Below are 15,336 nucleotides of genomic sequence, written 5' to 3'. Positions count from 1 at the left end.
ACCACCCTGCCCCACCCGCGCCACCCCGCCCTAGGGATTGCTCGCCTGTAACGGCCGCCCGGCGTCCTTGCCCTGGCGCGCCAGCTCGGCCTGGAACAGCTTCCATTCGCGCTCGATGATCGCGTAGGGCACGAACACGCTGACGCGTTTGGCGCCCTTCAGCCCGGGATGGCTGATGCCGTGCCAGAAGGTGCCCTGGTAGCCGATGTTCATCCCCACCACGCTGCCATCGGCCGCCAGCAGCGGGCCGCCCGACATGCCCTGGGCCAGGGCGGCGTCGTGGATGCCGTAGAGCTCCTGGCTGGGCTCGTTGAGGTTGCGGTAGGGCACCGGCCAGACCCGCCCTTCGGAGCTGGTGGGAATCAGGAAGCTGCTCGCGCCCAGCGCCGTCACCGCCTCGCCGACCCGCGCCGGGCGCCAGTTCGGCAACGCGCCGCTGGCCTTGTGGCGGATGAACACCAGGTCGCAACGGGTGCTGCAGGAGTAGGCCAGGCTCGACAGGTAGGGCACGTGGGCGGCGGTCACCGCGTAGTCGGCGTTCCACTGGATCGCCGAGGCCACGACCAGCCCCGGCGCCGGCAGGCCGGAGGTCACCGTGAAGTAGCGCGAGGTCAGCGCGCCATCGGTTTCCGGCTTGACCCAGCCGTTGCAGCCGCTCAGCAAGACACTGCACAGCAGGCAGGCGAGTTTCCCTTTCATCGTGTTTTCCTCGGATTTTTTTGAGGAAAATCTAATTCCGATGGATGGAAAACTCTTATACAAAATCATCGAGCCGCTGCTGGCGCCAAGCGGCAATCCAAGCAGTTTTACTTATTGATTCTGAATGAATTTTCCTAAGATCTAAGGGAAATCAAATAAACCTTCGAATTATTTGATTTCCCTTAGCGCAGCCGGCCCCTGCGCCTCAGCCGAAGAACCAGTAGCACACCCCGATCGACGCCAGCACCCCGGCCAGGTCCGCCGCCAGGGCGCAACCCACGGCATGCCGGGCACGCTGGATGCCCACCGAGCCGAAGTACACCGCCAGCACGTAGAAGGTGGTTTCGGTGCTGCCCTGCACGGTGGCCGCCAGGCGTGCGGCGAAGCTGTCCACGCCCTGGCTCTGCATGGTTTCCAGCAGCATGGCGCGCGCCGCGCTGCCGGAGAACGGCTTGACCAGCGCGGTGGGCAGGGCGTCGACGAAGCGGGTGTCCCAGCCCAGCTGCAACACGCTCCAGCGGATGCCATCGAGCACCAGCTCCAGCGCCCCGGAAGCGCGCAGCACGCCCACCGCGCAGAGCATCGCCACCAGGTACGGCAGCAGGTTCTTCGCCACGTCGAAGCCTTCCTTCGCGCCCTCGACGAAGGTTTCGTAGACCGGCACCTTCTTCAGCCAGCCGAGCACCAGGAACAGCACGATGAGGCCGAACAGGGTCAGGTTGCCGAGCAGCGACGACAGCTGCGCCAGCGCCGTGGCCGAGAGCCCGGCGAGCAGCGCCATGAAGGCGCCCAGGCCGAGGGCGCCGGGAATCAGGTAGGCGAGCACCACCGGATCCCACAGGCGCAGGCGCTGCATCAGCGCCACCGAGAGCAGGCCGACCAGGGTCGAGGCGCTGGTGGCCAGGAGGATCGGCAGGAACACCAGGGTCGGGTCGGCCGCGCCCTGCTGCGCGCGGTACATGAAGATGGTCACCGGCAACAGGGTCAGCGACGAGGCGTTGAGCACCAGGAAGAGGATCTGCGCGTTGCTCGCCGTGGTGCTGCTGGGGTTGAGTTCCTGCAGCGCCTTCATCGCCTTGAGGCCGATGGGCGTGGCGGCGTTGTCCAGGCCCAGGCCGTTGGCGGCGAAGTTCAGGGTGATCAGGCCGATCGCCGGGTGCCCGGCCGGCACTTCCGGCATCAGCCGGCGGAACAGCGGGCCCAGCAGACGCGCCAGGCGTTCCACCAGGCCGGCCTGCTCGGCGATGCGCAGGAAGCCGAGCCAGAGGGTCAGGGTGCCGAACAGCAGGACCATGACCTCCACCGACAGCTTGGCCATGGCGAACAGGCTCTCGACCATCGCGGCGAACACGTCGGCCTGGCCGCCGAGCAGCCAGCGCGACAGCGCGGTGACCGCCGCGACCAGGAAAAAACCGAGCCAGAGGCCGTTGAGCATGGGTATCCCCCCAAGGACATTGGCCGCGATGATAACGGCGCGCGTCCGCCGCGGCCAGAAACGCCAAGGCCCCGGAACCGGGCATGTGCCCGGCGTCGCGGCGGATAACCGCGAACGGCTATTCGCCCTACATCAATGGTGGGGCCGGCGTAGGGCGAATAACGCGAAGCGTTATCCGCCGCTTGCCCTTGCTCAGTGAGCGGCGCCTTGACGGGCGTCGTTGAGCAATTCCTCGCCACGCCCCTGCTCCACCGCCGCCCAGTAGCGCGCGCCCTTGGCGGCGTCGTAGATGCCTTCCCACCTGGAGATGACCAGCACCGCCAGGGCGTTGCCGATGACGTTCAGCGCGGTGCGCGCCATGTCCATGATGCGGTCGACACCGGCGATGAAGGCCAGGCCTTCCAGGGGAATCCCGGCGCTGCCGAGGGTCGCCAGCAGCACCACGAAGGACACGCCCGGCACGCCGGCGATGCCCTTGGAGGTGACCATCAGGGTCAGCACCAGCATGATCTCCTGGCCCAGCGACAGGTCGATGCCGTAGAGCTGGGCGATGAAGATCGCCGCGATGCTCTGGTACAGGGTCGAGCCGTCGAGGTTGAAGGAGTAGCCGGTGGGCACCACGAAGCTGCTCACCGCCTTGGGCGCGCCATAGGCTTCCATCTTCTCGATGATGCGCGGCAGCACGGTCTCGGAGCTGGCGGTGGAATACGCCAGGACCAGTTCGTCCTTGAAGATGCGCATCAGCTTGACGATCGAGAAGCCGAACAGCCGCGCCACCAGGCCGAGCACGGCGAAGGCGAAGAAGGCGATGGCGACGTACACCAGGATCACCAGCTTGGCCAAGGGCAACAGCGAGGCGAAGCCGAAGCTGGCGACGGTCACCGCGATCAGCGCGAACACGCCGATCGGGGCGTAGCGCATGATCATGTGGGTGACCCGGAACATGGCCTCGGCCACGCCCTGGAACATCTTCACCAGCGGCTCGCGGGTCGGCGCCGGCAGCGACGACAGGCCCAGGCCGAACATCACCGAGAAGAAGATGATCGGCAGCATCTCGCCACGCGCCATGGCGGCGAAGATGTTCGACGGGATCAGGTTGAGGATGGTTTCGATGAACGCGTGGTGGTGCTCCACTTCCTTGGCGGTCTGCGCGTACTTGGAGATATCCACCGTACCCAGGGTGCTCATGTCGATGCCGGCGCCGGGCTGGAACACATTGGCCAGGACCAGGCCGACGACGATCGCCACCGTGGTGATGATCTCGAAGTAGAGGATGGTCTTCAGGCCGATGCGCCCGAGTTTCTTCGCGTCGCCCATGCCGGCGATGCCGACGATCAGCGAGGAAATGACGATCGGCACCACGATCATCTTGATCAGGCGGATGAAGATGTCGCCCGCCGGCTGCAGGATATTGCCGATCCACCAGGCCTTGTCGGCGCTGAAGTGGTTCAGCGCGGCGCCCATGGCGATACCCAGAACCAGACCGATGACGATCTGCCAGGCGAGGCTGAGCTTGGCTTTGCCCATAGTGTGTTCACCCTTGTTTCTTGTGGAAGTCGGGGGTTTCGCCCGCGCCGGGTTGGCCGGGTGGCGAAAAAAGGGGCGCATGATTCCCAGCCCCTCCCATCACGTCTAATGCCGGAAGCGACTACCCCATGCGCAATCGGCATGGGAAAAGGCAAATGGAACCCGGGTTCCAGGCCCGCCAACCCTTGCTTTTTCGCCAGGCTTGAAGATTGCAGGCGCCGCCATGGCGGCTTTTTGCCGGGTCGTCCAGGCACACGGCACAGCGCCCCAGGTGCGCTGCCATGCCGCAGGCGCGACGGCCTGCGTTTGACGATGGATGGTCGCCTCGGCGGGACATGGCGCCCTCGCCGACACGACCCAGCCATTGTCGGCGAGCCCGTGGCCGGCCGGGATTGACCCGAATCAGACAAGTTCGAGGAAAGCTGCCGCTACCATCGCCGCCCGACCGATGGCCGCCCCGGCCGCCGCGCATCCCCGCACAAGGACGCCGCATGCCCCTCAAGCAGACCCTCTCCGCGCTGTGCCTGGCCGCCGCCTTGGCCGGCTGCGCCAGCAAGGTGCCGGAGCCTTCGCAGTATTCCGGCTTCCTCGGCGACTATTCGCAACTGCAACCCGCCAGCTCCCCCAGTGGAGCCCCGGTGCTGCGCTGGGCCGCTCCCGGCTTCGACGCCAGCCATTACAGCTCGGTGCTGGTCGAGCGCCCGGCGCTGACGCCGCGCCCCACCGCCACCGAACGAGTCGACCAGGCGACCCTGGACGCCCTCCCCGGCTATCTCCAGCAGGCCATCGCCAAGCGCCTGGGCGCACGCTACCGGCTGGTCGGCCGCGCCGAACCCGGCACCCTGATCCTGCGCAGCGCCATCACCGGCGTGGACGTGTCCAACGAGGGCCTGCACGCCTACGAGGTGATTCCCATCGCCCTGGTGGTGGCCGCCACCAGCAGCGCCATCGGCACGCGCGACCAGGCCACCGCCGTATTCATCGAAGCCGAGGCGATCGATGCCGACAGCGGTCAGGCGGTATTCAAGGTGGTGCGCAAGGGCGCGGGGAAATCGCTGGAGAACGCCAGCGCCAAGCCAACCCTGGGCGACCTCGAGCCGGCCCTGGACGCCTGGGCCGAGGACGCCGCCAGCTGGCGCCAGCGCTGAATCCGGCCCTTCGGGGCGACGCGGCCTCGTGAGCCGCGGCCGCCCCGTCGCAGCCTTCACCTGACCCGGCCCTTGGCGAAGGCACTCCCTGTGCCCCTGGGTCGCCGGGGCTCCACTGCTCCCCCCGGCATCCCGGCCCCCTGGTCAAGCCCCACCCGGCCTCGGGTGGCGCGGATTCAGTACCAGTTCGGATCGGCCTTGAGCTGCTCGTCGAGCAACTGCTGCATGCCCTTGTCCGGCTTGCCCAGCCAGCGGAAGCTCGCATGGCGACTGGGCGACTTGTCCGCCGGCAGGTTCTCCGGCACCTGCACGTAGAGCGCGTAGGCGTCCTTCTTGTCCCAGCTGAAGGCCACGTAGAGACGATTGGCGGCGCAGTCGTGGGCCTTGCACAGCTCGCCCACCAGGTACTTGTCGCCGTCCTCCTCCTGGCCCTGCATGGGAGTGGCGGTGCCGTCCAGGTTCATCACCCAGTCAGGCAGGCGTTCTTCCTTCTTCACCAGGTCCTGCCAGGTTTCGCGGTACTGCGGGTCGGAATCCAGCAGTTCGTTGAGGCGGTAGATGGCGTCGTTGTCGGCCGCCCAGGCCTGCCCGGCCGCCAGTAACGGCAGCGCGAGCAGGAACCGACGCAGGGGGCGCGCCTCAACCACGACGGCGACCGAAGATGAAGGACAGCACGAAGAGCACCAGGAACAGCACGAAGAGGATCTTCGCGATGCTGGTCGCGGCGCCGGCGATGCCACCGAAGCCGAGGACCCCGGCGATGATGGCGATGATCAGGAAAGTGAGAGCCCAGCTCAGCATGGAATGTCTCCTCTGTAGTGACGGAAGGCCCGCGCCCCTCAGAACACCCAACTGCCGCGCGACGCCTGGAGCGTCACCGGGACATTCGCGACGTCCTCGGTGAAGCCCGGCGGCAGGCCGCGCGACAACGGCTGGCTCTTCGGCATGAGGCTGGACGTGGCGTCCGGCATCGGCGTGGCGGAACGCTGCAGGTCCACGGGGTACCAGCGATCCAGCAGGACGATCAGAACGACGGCCAGCAACAGCAGACGTCCCAGCGAATCCCCTTTGGTGCCATCAGCGTTCATGGGTGTGCTCCTCCCGAAGGACTGGCGGTCGGTCGGCAGAAAGCTGCCGGGCCGCCCAGGCTCTCCGTCGCACGTCCCATGCCAGTTTCTGCTGATTGGAAAATCCCTTTAGGAACAAATGGTTGTGGATAACCGTCGGTGGCTTGGGGCGCGCATCCTGCACGATCGCCCATGACGCGCCGTGCGAATTGCACGACGGCTCGGCTGGCCAGGTGCGCAGGTTCCCGCCAGCCCCCCGTCAAATCGACCTCTCGGGATAGGTTTCCTACAAAAAATGCCCAACGCATCTACGTTTCATTGCAACTTGCAAGAAATTTCCTGGACTAAAACACGCAGACCCTTAAACGGACTTCCCCTTACCGCGAGGACCCTCCCGCATGGACCCGACACCGGAGACGCTTGGCCGCATCCTGCTGGTCGACGACGAACCCGCGATCCTGCGTACCTTCCGCTATTGCCTGGAGGATCAGGGCTACGACGTCGCCACCGCTTCCAGCACGGCCCAGGCCGAGGCCCTGCTGCAGCGCCAGGTGTTCGACCTGTGCTTCCTCGACCTGCGCCTGGGCGAGGACAACGGCCTCGACCTGCTCGCCCAGATGCGCCTGCAGGCGCCGTGGATGCGCGTGGTGATAGTCACCGCGCACTCCGCCGTGGACACCGCGGTGGACGCCATGCAGGCCGGCGCCGCCGACTACCTGGTCAAGCCATGCAGCCCCGAGCAGCTGCGCATGGCCGCCGCCAAGCAGCTGGAGGTGCGCCAGCTCACCGCGCGCCTGGAGGCCCTCGAAGGCGCCCAGCCGAGCACCGGCGAACAGCTGGAATCCCACAGCCCGGCGATGACCGCTGTGCTGGAGACCGCGCGGCAGGTGGCCGGCACCGACGCCAACATCCTCATCCTGGGTGAATCCGGCTCCGGCAAGGGCGAACTGGCCCGCGCCATCCACGCCTGGAGCAAGCGCGCGAAGAAATCCTGCGTGACCATCAACTGCCCGTCGCTCAACGCCGAGCTGATGGAGAGCGAGCTGTTCGGCCACAACCGCGGCGCCTTCACCGGCGCCAGCGAAAGCACCCAGGGGCGGATCAGCCAGGCCGACGGCGGCACCCTGTTCCTCGACGAGATCGGCGACTTCCCGCTGCCGTTGCAGGCCAAGCTGCTGCGTTTCATCCAGGACAAGGAATACGAGCGGGTCGGCGACCCGGTGACGCGCCGCGCCGACGTGCGCATCCTCGCCGCGACCAACCGCGACCTGGCCGGCATGGTCGCCCAGGGGCTGTTCCGCGAGGACCTGCTCTACCGCCTCAACGTCATCGTGCTCAACCTGCCGCCGCTGCGCGAGCGCGCCGAGGACATCCAGGACCTCGCCGAGCGCTTCCTCGCCCGCTTCGTCAAGGACTACGGGCGCCCGGCGCGCGGCTTCGCCCCGGCAGCCGCCGAGCTGCTGCGCCAGTACCCCTGGCCGGGCAACGTGCGCGAGCTGCGCAACGTCATCGAGCGCGTCAGCATCATCTGCAACCAGGAACTGGTGGAGCCCGAGCACCTGGGCCTGGGCGAACAGGCCGGCAACGCCCTGCCCAGGGTCGGCGAGGCGTTGAGCCTGGAAGAGCTGGAAAAGGCCCACATCGCCTCGGTGATGGCCAGCGCCACGACCCTCGACCAGGCGGCGAAGATCCTCGGCATCGACGCCTCCACCCTGTACCGCAAGCGCAAGCAGTACAACCTGTGAAACGCGCGCTGACCCTGCGCTCGCGGATGTTCCTGAGCATCTCGGCGCTGATCACCCTGGCCCTGATCGGCCTGCTCCTGGGGGTGTTCAGCGTGATGCTCATGGGGCGCGAGCAGGAACGGCTGATCTCGCACAACTTCGCCACCATCGCCAGCAGCCAGCAACTGCGCCAGGCGCTGGACGAGCAGTTGGCCCAGTTGCTCAGCGACAGCCCCGACCAGCAGCGCCTGGCCAACCTGCGCGCGCGCTTCGACCAGGACCTCAAGGATGGCCGCGCGCGCGCCGGCAACGAGATCGAGCGCACGCTGTACGAACGCATCGACCTGGCCAACCAGCAGTTCCAGGGCCAGGTCAGCTCCTCCGGCGACAACCGCTGGAGCCTGGTGGTGGACAGCGACTTCAGCCGCAGTTTCAACGCCCTGCACCAGTACCTGCTGGGCCTGCACGGCCACGCCATCCAGACCATCACCGACGCCGAGCGCCGCTCGCGCCAGCACGCCTGGTTGATCGCCAGCCTGCTCGGGCTGGTAGGACTGGCCATCCTGGTCATCGGTTTCGTCACCGCGCATGGCGTCGCGCGCCGCTTCGGCGCGCCGATCGAGGCCCTGGCGCGGGCCGCCGACCAGATCGGCAAGGGCGATTTCGACGTCAACCTGCCGGTGTCGCGGGAAGCCGAGATGGCCTCGCTGAGCCGGCGCTTCGGGCTCATGGCCCAGGCCCTGGCCGACTACAAGGCGAGCAACTTCGAAGCGGTGCTGGCCGGGCAGAAGCGCCTGCAGGCGGTGCTCGACAGCATCGACGACGGCCTGGTGATCCTCGACCGGCGCAGCCGCATCGAGCACGCCAACCCGGTCGCCAGCCGCCAGCTGTTCTCGCAGAGCGATCCTCACGGCCAGCTGCTTGGCGAACTGATCGACAACCAGGAGCTGCTGCAGGCCACCGGCCTGGTGCTGCGCGGCGAGTCGATGAGCGACACCCCGCAGGACCTGCAGGTGCAGATCGGCGGGGATAGCCGCTTGCTGGCCTGGACCCTGGCCCCGGTCACCCACGACGACGGGCGCAGCATGGGTGCGGTGCTGGTGCTGCGCGATGTCACCGAGCTGCGCGCCTTCGAACGGGTGCGCAGCGAGTTCGTCCTGCGCGCCTCCCACGAGCTGCGCACCCCGGTCACCGGCCTGCACATGGCCTTCGCCCTGCTGCGCGAACGCATGGTCCTGCCCGACGGCGCCCGCGAGCGCGAACTGGCCGACACCGTCGACGAGGAAATGCAGCGTCTGGTGCGGCTGATCGACGACCTGCTGAACTTCTCGCGCTACCAGGACGGCCAGCAGAAGCTCGACCGCCAGCCCTGCGCGGTCGGCGAGCTGCTCGAACAGGCGCGGCAGCGCTTCCTGGCCCGCGCCCAGGCGCACGCCATCAGCCTGGGCGTGGTGATGGAAGACGACCTGCCGGTGCTGAACGTCGATCGCCTGCGCCTGGAGCGGGTACTCGACAACCTGGTGGGCAACGCCCTGCGCCACACCCCCGACGGCGGCAGCGTGCGCCTGCTCGCGCAGCGCCAGGGCGAACGCCTGCTGCTGGCGGTGGAGGACTCCGGCGAAGGCATCGCCTACAGCCAGCAGGCGCGCATCTTCGAACCCTTCGTGCAGGTCGGCCGGCGCAGCGGTGGCGCCGGCCTGGGGCTGGCGCTGTGCAAGGAGATCGTACAGTTGCACGGCGGGCGCATCGGCGTGCGCTCGCAGCCCGGCCAGGGCACGCGGATCTACATGCTGCTGCCGCTTTGAGCGGTCGCGGTGGCCATCGACGTGGGCACCGCCAGCAGCAGCGCGGCGGTTTCCAGGTCCGGCTCGCCATCGAAGCGTTCGGGCCGGTAGCGCATCTGGAAGGCGGCGATGACGTTGCGCGTGGCCTGGTCCAGCTGGCCGTTCAGCGGCACCCCGTAGCCATGCCGCGCCAGCTGCTGCTGGAACCAGCCCGGCGCCGGTAGCTGGCCGTTCAGCTCGCCCAGGTGGCGGGCCAGCTCGCCCGGCTGCGGCCAGGGGATCAGGCCGGCGTCGGCCAGGCGCTTCCAGGGGAACATCGGGCCCGGGTCGACCTTGCGCTGTGGGGCAATGTCGCTGTGCCCGAGGATATGTTCGGGGGCGATGCCCTGGCGTTTGACGATGTCCTTGAGGAGCAGGATCAAGGCGTCGATCTGCGCCTGTGGATAAGTCGCCCAGACCTTGCCGTTGGCCGTCTCGATGTACCCCGGGTTGACCAGCTCGATGCCGATCGAAGTGGAGTTCAGCCAGGTGCGCCCCTGCCACTCGCTCTGCCCGGCGTGCCAGGCGCGGCGGTTCTCGTCGACCAGCTGGTAGATGGTCGGCGGGTTGGCGCCGATCAGGTAGTGCGCGCTGACCTCGCCACGGGTGAGCAGCTGCAGCGAGCGCGGCAGGTCGGCCGAGGTGTAGTGGATGATCACGTACTGGACGCGGCTGTCCTGGTTGCGCGAAGGATGCTCGTGGTCGATCTGCAGGCCGCCCTGGCCGGCGCAGGCGGCGAGCAACAGGGCGGTGAGGATCAGGCACAGCTGGCGCATGGTCGCTCCGGGCTATCCGACGATGTGCAGCACGCTACGCAGGTTCTGCAGCAGCATGTTGACGCTCAGCATGATCAGCAGCATGCCGGCCAGGCGCTCCACCGCGGTCAGCCCGCGCGGGCCGAGGAAACGTTGCAGGAAGGAGGCCTGCAGGAGGATCAGCGCGGTCGCGGCCCAGGCCAGCACCACCGCCACGTAGAGCTCCCATAACGGACCAGTGTAGGTGGTGCGCAAGGTGATCAGCATCGCCAGCGCCGAGGGCCCGGCCACCGCCGGGGTGGCCAGCGGCACCAGCAGCGGCTCGCTGTCCGGCATGTCGCCGAGCACGCCCTGGGGCGTGGGGAAGATCAGGCGCATGGCGACCACGAAGAGGATGATGCCACCGGCGATCCCGGTGGCCTCCTTGGTCAGCCCGAGGCCGGTGAGGATGTGTTCGCCCAGGGTGAGGAACAGCAGCAGCAGGCCGAGGGCGAACAGCAGCTCGCGCAGCGCCACCTTGAGCCGGCGTTCGGCCGGCACCGACTTGAGGGCGGCGAGGAACACCGCGATGTTGCCGAAGGGGTCGGTGATCAGGAAGATCAGGATGGCGACGCCAAGCATGTGGATAACTCCAGGAGAAAGCGGCAGGCGCCTGGGCGCCGGGCGGAAGGCCGATCCTGTGGATGAATCGGCCGGGGACGGAACGGCACCGAGCGCCTGTGCATAACTTCGCGGCAGACGCCCAGGCACTCGATTATCCACAGAGCATCAGGATTTCTTGATCTTCTCCGGGCGCTTCCAGCCCTCGATCACCCGCTGCTTGGCGCGGCCGACCGCCAGGGTCTGCGGCGGCACGCTGGCGGTGATGGTGGAACCCGCGCCGGTAGTAGCCCCGGCACCGATATCCACAGGCGCCACCAGGGCGTTGTTGGAACCGATGAAGACGTCTTCGCCGATCACCGTGCGCCACTTGTTGGCACCGTCGTAGTTGCAGGTGATGGTACCGGCGCCGATGTTGCTGCGCGCACCCACTTCGCTGTCGCCGAGGTAGGTCAGGTGACCGACCTTCACGCCTTCGTGCAGGTGAGCGTTCTTCAGCTCGACGAAGTTACCCACATGCACCTGGGCTTCCAGCACGCTGCCCGGGCGCAGGCGGGCGAACGGGCCGACATCGCTGTCGGGGCCGACGTCGGCGCCGTCCAGGTGGCTGTTCGCCTTGATGATCGCGCCGCGGCGCAGCACGCTGTTGCGGATGCTGCAGTTCGGCCCGATCTGTACGTCGTCCTCGATGTCGACGCGGCCTTCGAGGACCACGTTGACGTCGATCTGCACGTCGCGGCCGACGTTCACTTCACCGCGCACGTCGAAGCGCGCCGGGTCCAGCAGGCTCACGCCCTGGGCCATCAGGCGGCGGGCGACGCGCAGCTGGTAGTAGCGCTCCAGCTCGGCCAATTGCTGGCGGTCGTTGGCGCCCTGCACTTCCATGGCCGCCTGCGGTTGCGCGGTGGCCACGCGCAGGCCATCGGCCACGGCCATGGCGATGACGTCGGTGAGGTAGTACTCGCCCTGGGCGTTGGTGTTGGACAGCCGGCCCAGCCAGCCTTCCAGGCGCTGGCGCGGCACGCAGAGGATGCCCGTGTTGCCTTCGCGGATGGCACGCTGCTCGGGGCTGGCGTCCTTCTGCTCGACGATCGCCTTCACCTCGCCGTCTGCGCCACGGATGATCCGCCCGTAGCCGGTGGGGTCGTCCAGTTGCACGGTGAGCAGCGCCAGCTGCTCGGCGCTGGCCTGTTGCAGCAGGCGCTCGAGGGTCGGTTGCTCGATCAGCGGCACGTCGCCGTAGAGGATCAGCACCTGGTCGGCGCTGAGGAAAGGCGCGGCCTGGGCCACGGCGTGGCCGGTACCCAGTTGCTGCTCCTGGACCACGAAATTCAGGTCATCGGCCTGCAGGCGCTCGCGCACCAGGTCGGCGCCATGCCCGATCACCACATGGATGCGTTGCGGCGCGAGGCCGCGCGCGGTGTCGATCACGTGCGCCAGCATGGGCTTGCCGGCGACCGGGTGGAGGACTTTCGGCAGGGCCGAGCGCATGCGCGTGCCCTGGCCAGCGGCGAGGATGACGATTTCGAGGGACATGGGAGAGGGACCGTCCTGGAAAACCATGGAGTGGAAAAAGAAAAAGGGTAGCCAAGGCTACCCTTTTCCCCTAGGTCGCTAAAGCCTCGGGCCCGGATTCGTCGCCGAATCGGAAGCCCCTGGCCGTCGCGAGCCGGCTTAGCCGCCGAACTTCTTGCGAACCTGCTGGACCGTGCGCAGTTGCGCTGCGGCTTCGGCCAGGCGGGCTGCGGCGGAGCTGTAGTCGAACTCGGCACCTTTGGCGTGCAGAGCCTTCTCAGCTTCCTTCAGCGCGGTCTGAGCGGCCGCCTCGTCGAGGTCGCCGGCGCGGATCACGGTGTCGGCCAGGACCTTCACCATGTTCGGCTGGACTTCGAGGAAGCCACCGGAGATGTAGTACACCTCCTGCTCGCCACCCTGCTTGACCACGCGGATCGGACCCGGCTTGAGCTCGGTGATCAGCGGCGCGTGGCCCGGAGCGATACCCAGATCGCCCAGGGAGCCGTGCGCTACGACCAGCTCGACCAGACCGGAGAAGATCTCCGCTTCGGCGCTGACGATGTCGCAGTGGACTGTAATAGCCATACCCTTGCCTCACGTAATTAGGCAGTCGATGAGCTACTGCGCTAGGCCAGACGGCGTTGGAATCGATCTCGGAATGCTCGTTTACCAACGTAAACTGCGCTTCCTCGATCGATTCCGCCTTGCCTGACCGTCGCTCGTGACGCTCCTCGACGGCCTGGGCGCCCGTTGCCGGGCGCACGGATTACAGCTTCTTCGCTTTCTCGATGGCTTCTTCGATGCCGCCGACCATGTAGAACGCCTGCTCGGGCAGGTGGTCGTAGTCGCCGTTGAGGATGCCTTTGAAGCCAGCGATGGTGTCCTTCAGGGAGACGTATTTGCCCGGCGAGCCGGTGAATACTTCAGCCACGAAGAACGGCTGGGACAGGAAGCGCTGGATCTTACGAGCACGGGCCACCAGCAGCTTGTCGGACTCGGACAGTTCGTCCATGCCGAGGATCGCGATGATGTCCTTCAGCTCCTTGTAGCGCTGCAGAACGTACTGCACGCCACGAGCGGTGTCGTAGTGATCCTGGCCGATGACCAGCGGATCCAGCTGACGGGAGGTCGAGTCCAGCGGGTCGACCGCGGGGTAGATACCCAGCGAGGCGATGTCACGGGACAGTACGACGGTGGCGTCGAGGTGGGCGAAGGTGGTCGCCGGGCTCGGGTCGGTCAGGTCGTCCGCGGGAACGTAGACGGCCTGGATCGAGGTGATCGAGCCTTTCTTGGTGGAGGTGATGCGCTCTTGCAGAACGCCCATCTCTTCGGCCAGGGTCGGCTGGTAGCCTACTGCGGAAGGCATACGGCCCAGCAGTGCGGATACTTCGGTACCGGCGAGGGTGTAACGGTAGATGTTGTCGATGAACAGCAGTACGTCACGGCCTTCGTCACGGAACTTCTCGGCCATGGTCAGGCCGGTCAGGGCGACGCGCAGACGGTTGCCCGGCGGCTCGTTCATCTGACCGTAGACCAGGGCTACCTTGTCCAGTACGCCCGAATCCTTCATCTCGTGGTAGAAGTCGTTGCCCTCACGGGTACGCTCGCCCACACCAGCGAACACGGAGTAACCGCTGTGTTCCATGGCGATGTTGCGGATCAGTTCCATCATGTTGACGGTCTTGCCCACGCCGGCGCCGCCGAACAGGCCTACCTTGCCGCCCTTGGCGAACGGGCAGACCAGGTCGATGACCTTGATGCCGGTTTCCAGCAGGTCGTTGCCGCCTGCCTGGTCAGCGTAGGACGGAGCGTCGCGGTGGATGCCCCAGCGCTCTTCTTCGCCGATGGGACCGGCTTCGTCGATCGGGTTGCCCAGGACGTCCATGATGCGGCCCAGGGTCTTGGTGCCGACCGGTACGGAGATGGCTGCGCCAGTGCTGTCCACGGAAAGGCCACGCTTGAGGCCTTCGGTGGAACCCATGGCGATGGAACGGACCACGCCGTCGCCCAGCTGCTGCTGAACTTCGAGGGTGGTTTCGACGCCCTGAACCTTCAGGGCCTCGTAGATGCTCGGCACGGCATCGCGCGGGAATTCCACGTCGATCACGGCGCCGATGATTTGAACGATACGTCCGCTACTCATGTCTGGTTCCTCTGAATTTTGAACCTGTTCTTACACCGCGGCAGCGCCGCCGACGATTTCCGAGATTTCCTGGGTGATCGCCGCCTGACGCGCCTTGTTGTAGATCAGCTGCAGTCCGCTGATCAGATCGCCGGCGTTGTCGGTAGCGTTCTTCATTGCAATCATCCGGGCCGCCTGCTCACAGGCGTTGTTCTCAACCACCGCCTGATACACCTGGGATTCCACGTAGCGCACCAGCAGGCCGTCGAGCAGCGCCTTGGCGTCGGGTTCGTAGAGGTAGTCCCAGTGGTGTTTCAGGTCTGCGTTGTCCTCGGCCACCAGCGGAACCAGCTGTTCCACGGTCGGCTTCTGGGTCATGGTGTTGACGAACTTGTTGGAAACCACGTACAGGCGATCGATACGCCCTTCCAGGTAGGCATCCAGCATGACCTTGACGCTGCCGATCAGATCATTGATCGACGGCTCTTCGCCCAGGTGACTGATGGCCGCAACCACGTTGCCGCCAAAGTTCTTGAAGAAGGATGCGCCCTTGGCACCGATCACGCACAGGTCGATCTCCGCACCACGCTCACGCTGGGCGGACATGTCCTTGACGAGCGCCTTGAACAGGTTGATGTTCAGGCCGCCGGCCAGGCCACGGTCCGAGCTCACGACGATATAGCCGACGCGCTTGACTTCACGCTCGACCATGAACGGGTGACGGTACTCCGGGTTGGCGTTGGCCAGATGGCCGATCACCTGGCGAATGCGCTCCGCGTAGGGACGGCCGGCCGCCATGCGCATTTGTGCCTTGCGCATCTTGCTCACCGCCACCTTTTCCATGGCATTGGTGATTTTTTGCGTGCTTTTGATGCTCGCAATCTTGCTGCGAATCTCTTTTGCGCCTGCCATTTGACACCT

Annotated in this window: 15 protein-coding genes; 3 read left to right on the top strand and 12 right to left on the bottom strand. The window is 66.7% G+C overall.

Translation table 11 applies throughout. The features are described 5' to 3' along the window. Window positions 1–30: 30 nt before the first annotated feature. The 3 genes from P3W75_RS04370 to gltP all read right to left on the bottom strand — a co-directional run bounded on the left by P3W75_RS04370 (window position 31) and on the right by gltP (window position 3,661). The gene (locus tag P3W75_RS04370) at window positions 31–699 is read right to left on the bottom strand and encodes a trypsin-like peptidase domain-containing protein (RefSeq protein WP_276226149.1); all 669 of its coding nucleotides are present in this window, start codon (window positions 697–699) and stop codon (window positions 31–33) included. Window positions 700–904: 205 nt separating this feature from the next. Then, entirely contained in the window at window positions 905–2,134 is a 1,230-nt protein-coding gene (locus P3W75_RS04365; protein ID WP_276226148.1) for a nucleoside recognition domain-containing protein, read from the bottom strand. A 192-nt stretch (window positions 2,135–2,326) separates the two neighbouring features. Further along, the gene (gltP, locus tag P3W75_RS04360) at window positions 2,327–3,661 is read right to left on the bottom strand and encodes a glutamate/aspartate:proton symporter GltP (RefSeq protein ID WP_276226147.1); all 1,335 of its coding nucleotides are present in this window, start codon (window positions 3,659–3,661) and stop codon (window positions 2,327–2,329) included. Window positions 3,662–4,152: 491 nt separating this feature from the next. Between gltP and P3W75_RS04355 the strand changes: the two genes are divergently transcribed. Next, window positions 4,153–4,809 (top strand): DUF3313 domain-containing protein, encoded by a 657-nt coding sequence (locus P3W75_RS04355; RefSeq protein WP_276226146.1) that lies wholly within the window; start codon window positions 4,153–4,155, stop codon window positions 4,807–4,809. A gap of 176 nt (window positions 4,810–4,985) precedes the next feature. On the opposite strand, the gene P3W75_RS04350 is transcribed toward P3W75_RS04355, so the two are convergent. The 3 genes from P3W75_RS04350 to P3W75_RS04340 are packed head-to-tail and all read right to left on the bottom strand — an operon-like array spanning window position 4,986 to window position 5,897. Beyond that, complete coding sequence (locus P3W75_RS04350; protein WP_430765337.1) at window positions 4,986–5,456, bottom strand: inhibitor of vertebrate lysozyme family protein; 471 nt, start codon at window positions 5,454–5,456, stop codon at window positions 4,986–4,988. Further along, window positions 5,449–5,610 carry a DUF1328 domain-containing protein gene (locus P3W75_RS04345; protein WP_276226145.1) on the bottom strand — a complete coding sequence of 54 codons (162 nt, stop codon included), beginning with the start codon at window positions 5,608–5,610 and terminating at the stop codon, window positions 5,449–5,451. The genes P3W75_RS04350 and P3W75_RS04345 overlap by 8 nt, the downstream gene beginning before the upstream one ends. Window positions 5,611–5,648: 38 nt before the next feature. Beyond that, window positions 5,649–5,897: a hypothetical protein gene (locus P3W75_RS04340; RefSeq protein ID WP_276226144.1), complete on the bottom strand. Its 249-nt coding sequence runs from the start codon at window positions 5,895–5,897 to the stop codon at window positions 5,649–5,651. Between the two features lie 377 nt (window positions 5,898–6,274). Between P3W75_RS04340 and algB the strand changes: the two genes are divergently transcribed. Together algB and P3W75_RS04330 are read left to right on the top strand one after the other, a co-directional pair. Beyond that, complete coding sequence (gene algB, locus P3W75_RS04335; protein WP_276226143.1) at window positions 6,275–7,621, top strand: sigma-54-dependent response regulator transcription factor AlgB; 1,347 nt, start codon at window positions 6,275–6,277, stop codon at window positions 7,619–7,621. Next, complete coding sequence (locus P3W75_RS04330; RefSeq protein ID WP_276226142.1) at window positions 7,618–9,405, top strand: ATP-binding protein; 1,788 nt, start codon at window positions 7,618–7,620, stop codon at window positions 9,403–9,405. The genes algB and P3W75_RS04330 overlap by 4 nt, the downstream gene beginning before the upstream one ends. Here the strand turns inward: P3W75_RS04330 and P3W75_RS04325 are convergent. The 6 genes from P3W75_RS04325 to atpG all read right to left on the bottom strand — a co-directional run bounded on the left by P3W75_RS04325 (window position 9,384) and on the right by atpG (window position 15,327). After that, a complete protein-coding gene (locus P3W75_RS04325) occupies window positions 9,384–10,199 on the bottom strand; it encodes an N-acetylmuramoyl-L-alanine amidase (RefSeq protein WP_276226141.1) in 816 nt (271 codons plus the stop codon). The genes P3W75_RS04330 and P3W75_RS04325 overlap by 22 nt on opposite strands. Before the next feature lie 12 nt (window positions 10,200–10,211). Next, window positions 10,212–10,805: a MarC family protein gene (locus tag P3W75_RS04320; RefSeq protein ID WP_276226169.1), complete on the bottom strand. Its 594-nt coding sequence runs from the start codon at window positions 10,803–10,805 to the stop codon at window positions 10,212–10,214. 141 nt (window positions 10,806–10,946) lie between these two features. Further along, window positions 10,947–12,314, bottom strand: coding sequence for a bifunctional UDP-N-acetylglucosamine diphosphorylase/glucosamine-1-phosphate N-acetyltransferase GlmU (glmU, locus tag P3W75_RS04315; RefSeq protein WP_276226140.1), 1,368 nt, complete (start codon window positions 12,312–12,314; stop codon window positions 10,947–10,949). Between the two features lie 138 nt (window positions 12,315–12,452). Beyond that, on the bottom strand, window positions 12,453–12,878 hold the full coding sequence (locus P3W75_RS04310) for a F0F1 ATP synthase subunit epsilon (RefSeq protein WP_089392554.1): 426 nt from the start codon (window positions 12,876–12,878) through the stop codon (window positions 12,453–12,455). 181 nt (window positions 12,879–13,059) lie between these two features. Then, window positions 13,060–14,436 (bottom strand): F0F1 ATP synthase subunit beta, encoded by a 1,377-nt coding sequence (gene atpD / locus P3W75_RS04305; RefSeq protein ID WP_276226139.1) that lies wholly within the window; start codon window positions 14,434–14,436, stop codon window positions 13,060–13,062. 30 nt (window positions 14,437–14,466) lie between these two features. Next, entirely contained in the window at window positions 14,467–15,327 is an 861-nt protein-coding gene (atpG, locus tag P3W75_RS04300; RefSeq protein WP_276226168.1) for a F0F1 ATP synthase subunit gamma, read from the bottom strand. Between the last annotated feature and the right edge of the window lie 9 nt (window positions 15,328–15,336).

Origin of the sequence: Pseudomonas citronellolis (assembly GCF_029335315.1) — a bacterium.
Taxonomy (GTDB): domain Bacteria; phylum Pseudomonadota; class Gammaproteobacteria; order Pseudomonadales; family Pseudomonadaceae; genus Pseudomonas; species Pseudomonas citronellolis_A.
The sequence above is the reverse complement of the archived record's forward strand: the minus strand, read 5'-3'. Positions and strand labels throughout refer to the sequence as shown.

Bases quoted from the DNA above. Each gene is read 5' to 3' on its own strand.
- P3W75_RS04370 (WP_276226149.1), bottom strand. From the start codon at position 699: ATGAAAGGGAAACTCGCCTGCCTGCTGTGCAGTGTCTTGCTGAGCGGC.
- P3W75_RS04365 (WP_276226148.1), bottom strand. From the start codon at position 2,134: ATGCTCAACGGCCTCTGGCTCGGTTTTTTCCTGGTCGCGGCGGTCACC.
- gltP (WP_276226147.1), bottom strand. From the start codon at position 3,661: ATGGGCAAAGCCAAGCTCAGCCTCGCCTGGCAGATCGTCATCGGTCTG.
- P3W75_RS04355 (WP_276226146.1), top strand. From the start codon at position 4,153: ATGCCCCTCAAGCAGACCCTCTCCGCGCTGTGCCTGGCCGCCGCCTTG.
- P3W75_RS04345 (WP_276226145.1), bottom strand. From the start codon at position 5,610: ATGCTGAGCTGGGCTCTCACTTTCCTGATCATCGCCATCATCGCCGGG.
- P3W75_RS04340 (WP_276226144.1), bottom strand. From the start codon at position 5,897: ATGAACGCTGATGGCACCAAAGGGGATTCGCTGGGACGTCTGCTGTTG.
- algB (WP_276226143.1), top strand. From the start codon at position 6,275: ATGGACCCGACACCGGAGACGCTTGGCCGCATCCTGCTGGTCGACGAC.
- P3W75_RS04325 (WP_276226141.1), bottom strand. From the start codon at position 10,199: ATGCGCCAGCTGTGCCTGATCCTCACCGCCCTGTTGCTCGCCGCCTGC.
- glmU (WP_276226140.1), bottom strand. From the start codon at position 12,314: ATGTCCCTCGAAATCGTCATCCTCGCCGCTGGCCAGGGCACGCGCATG.
- P3W75_RS04310 (WP_089392554.1), bottom strand. From the start codon at position 12,878: ATGGCTATTACAGTCCACTGCGACATCGTCAGCGCCGAAGCGGAGATC.
- atpD (WP_276226139.1), bottom strand. From the start codon at position 14,436: ATGAGTAGCGGACGTATCGTTCAAATCATCGGCGCCGTGATCGACGTG.
- atpG (WP_276226168.1), bottom strand. From the start codon at position 15,327: ATGGCAGGCGCAAAAGAGATTCGCAGCAAGATTGCGAGCATCAAAAGC.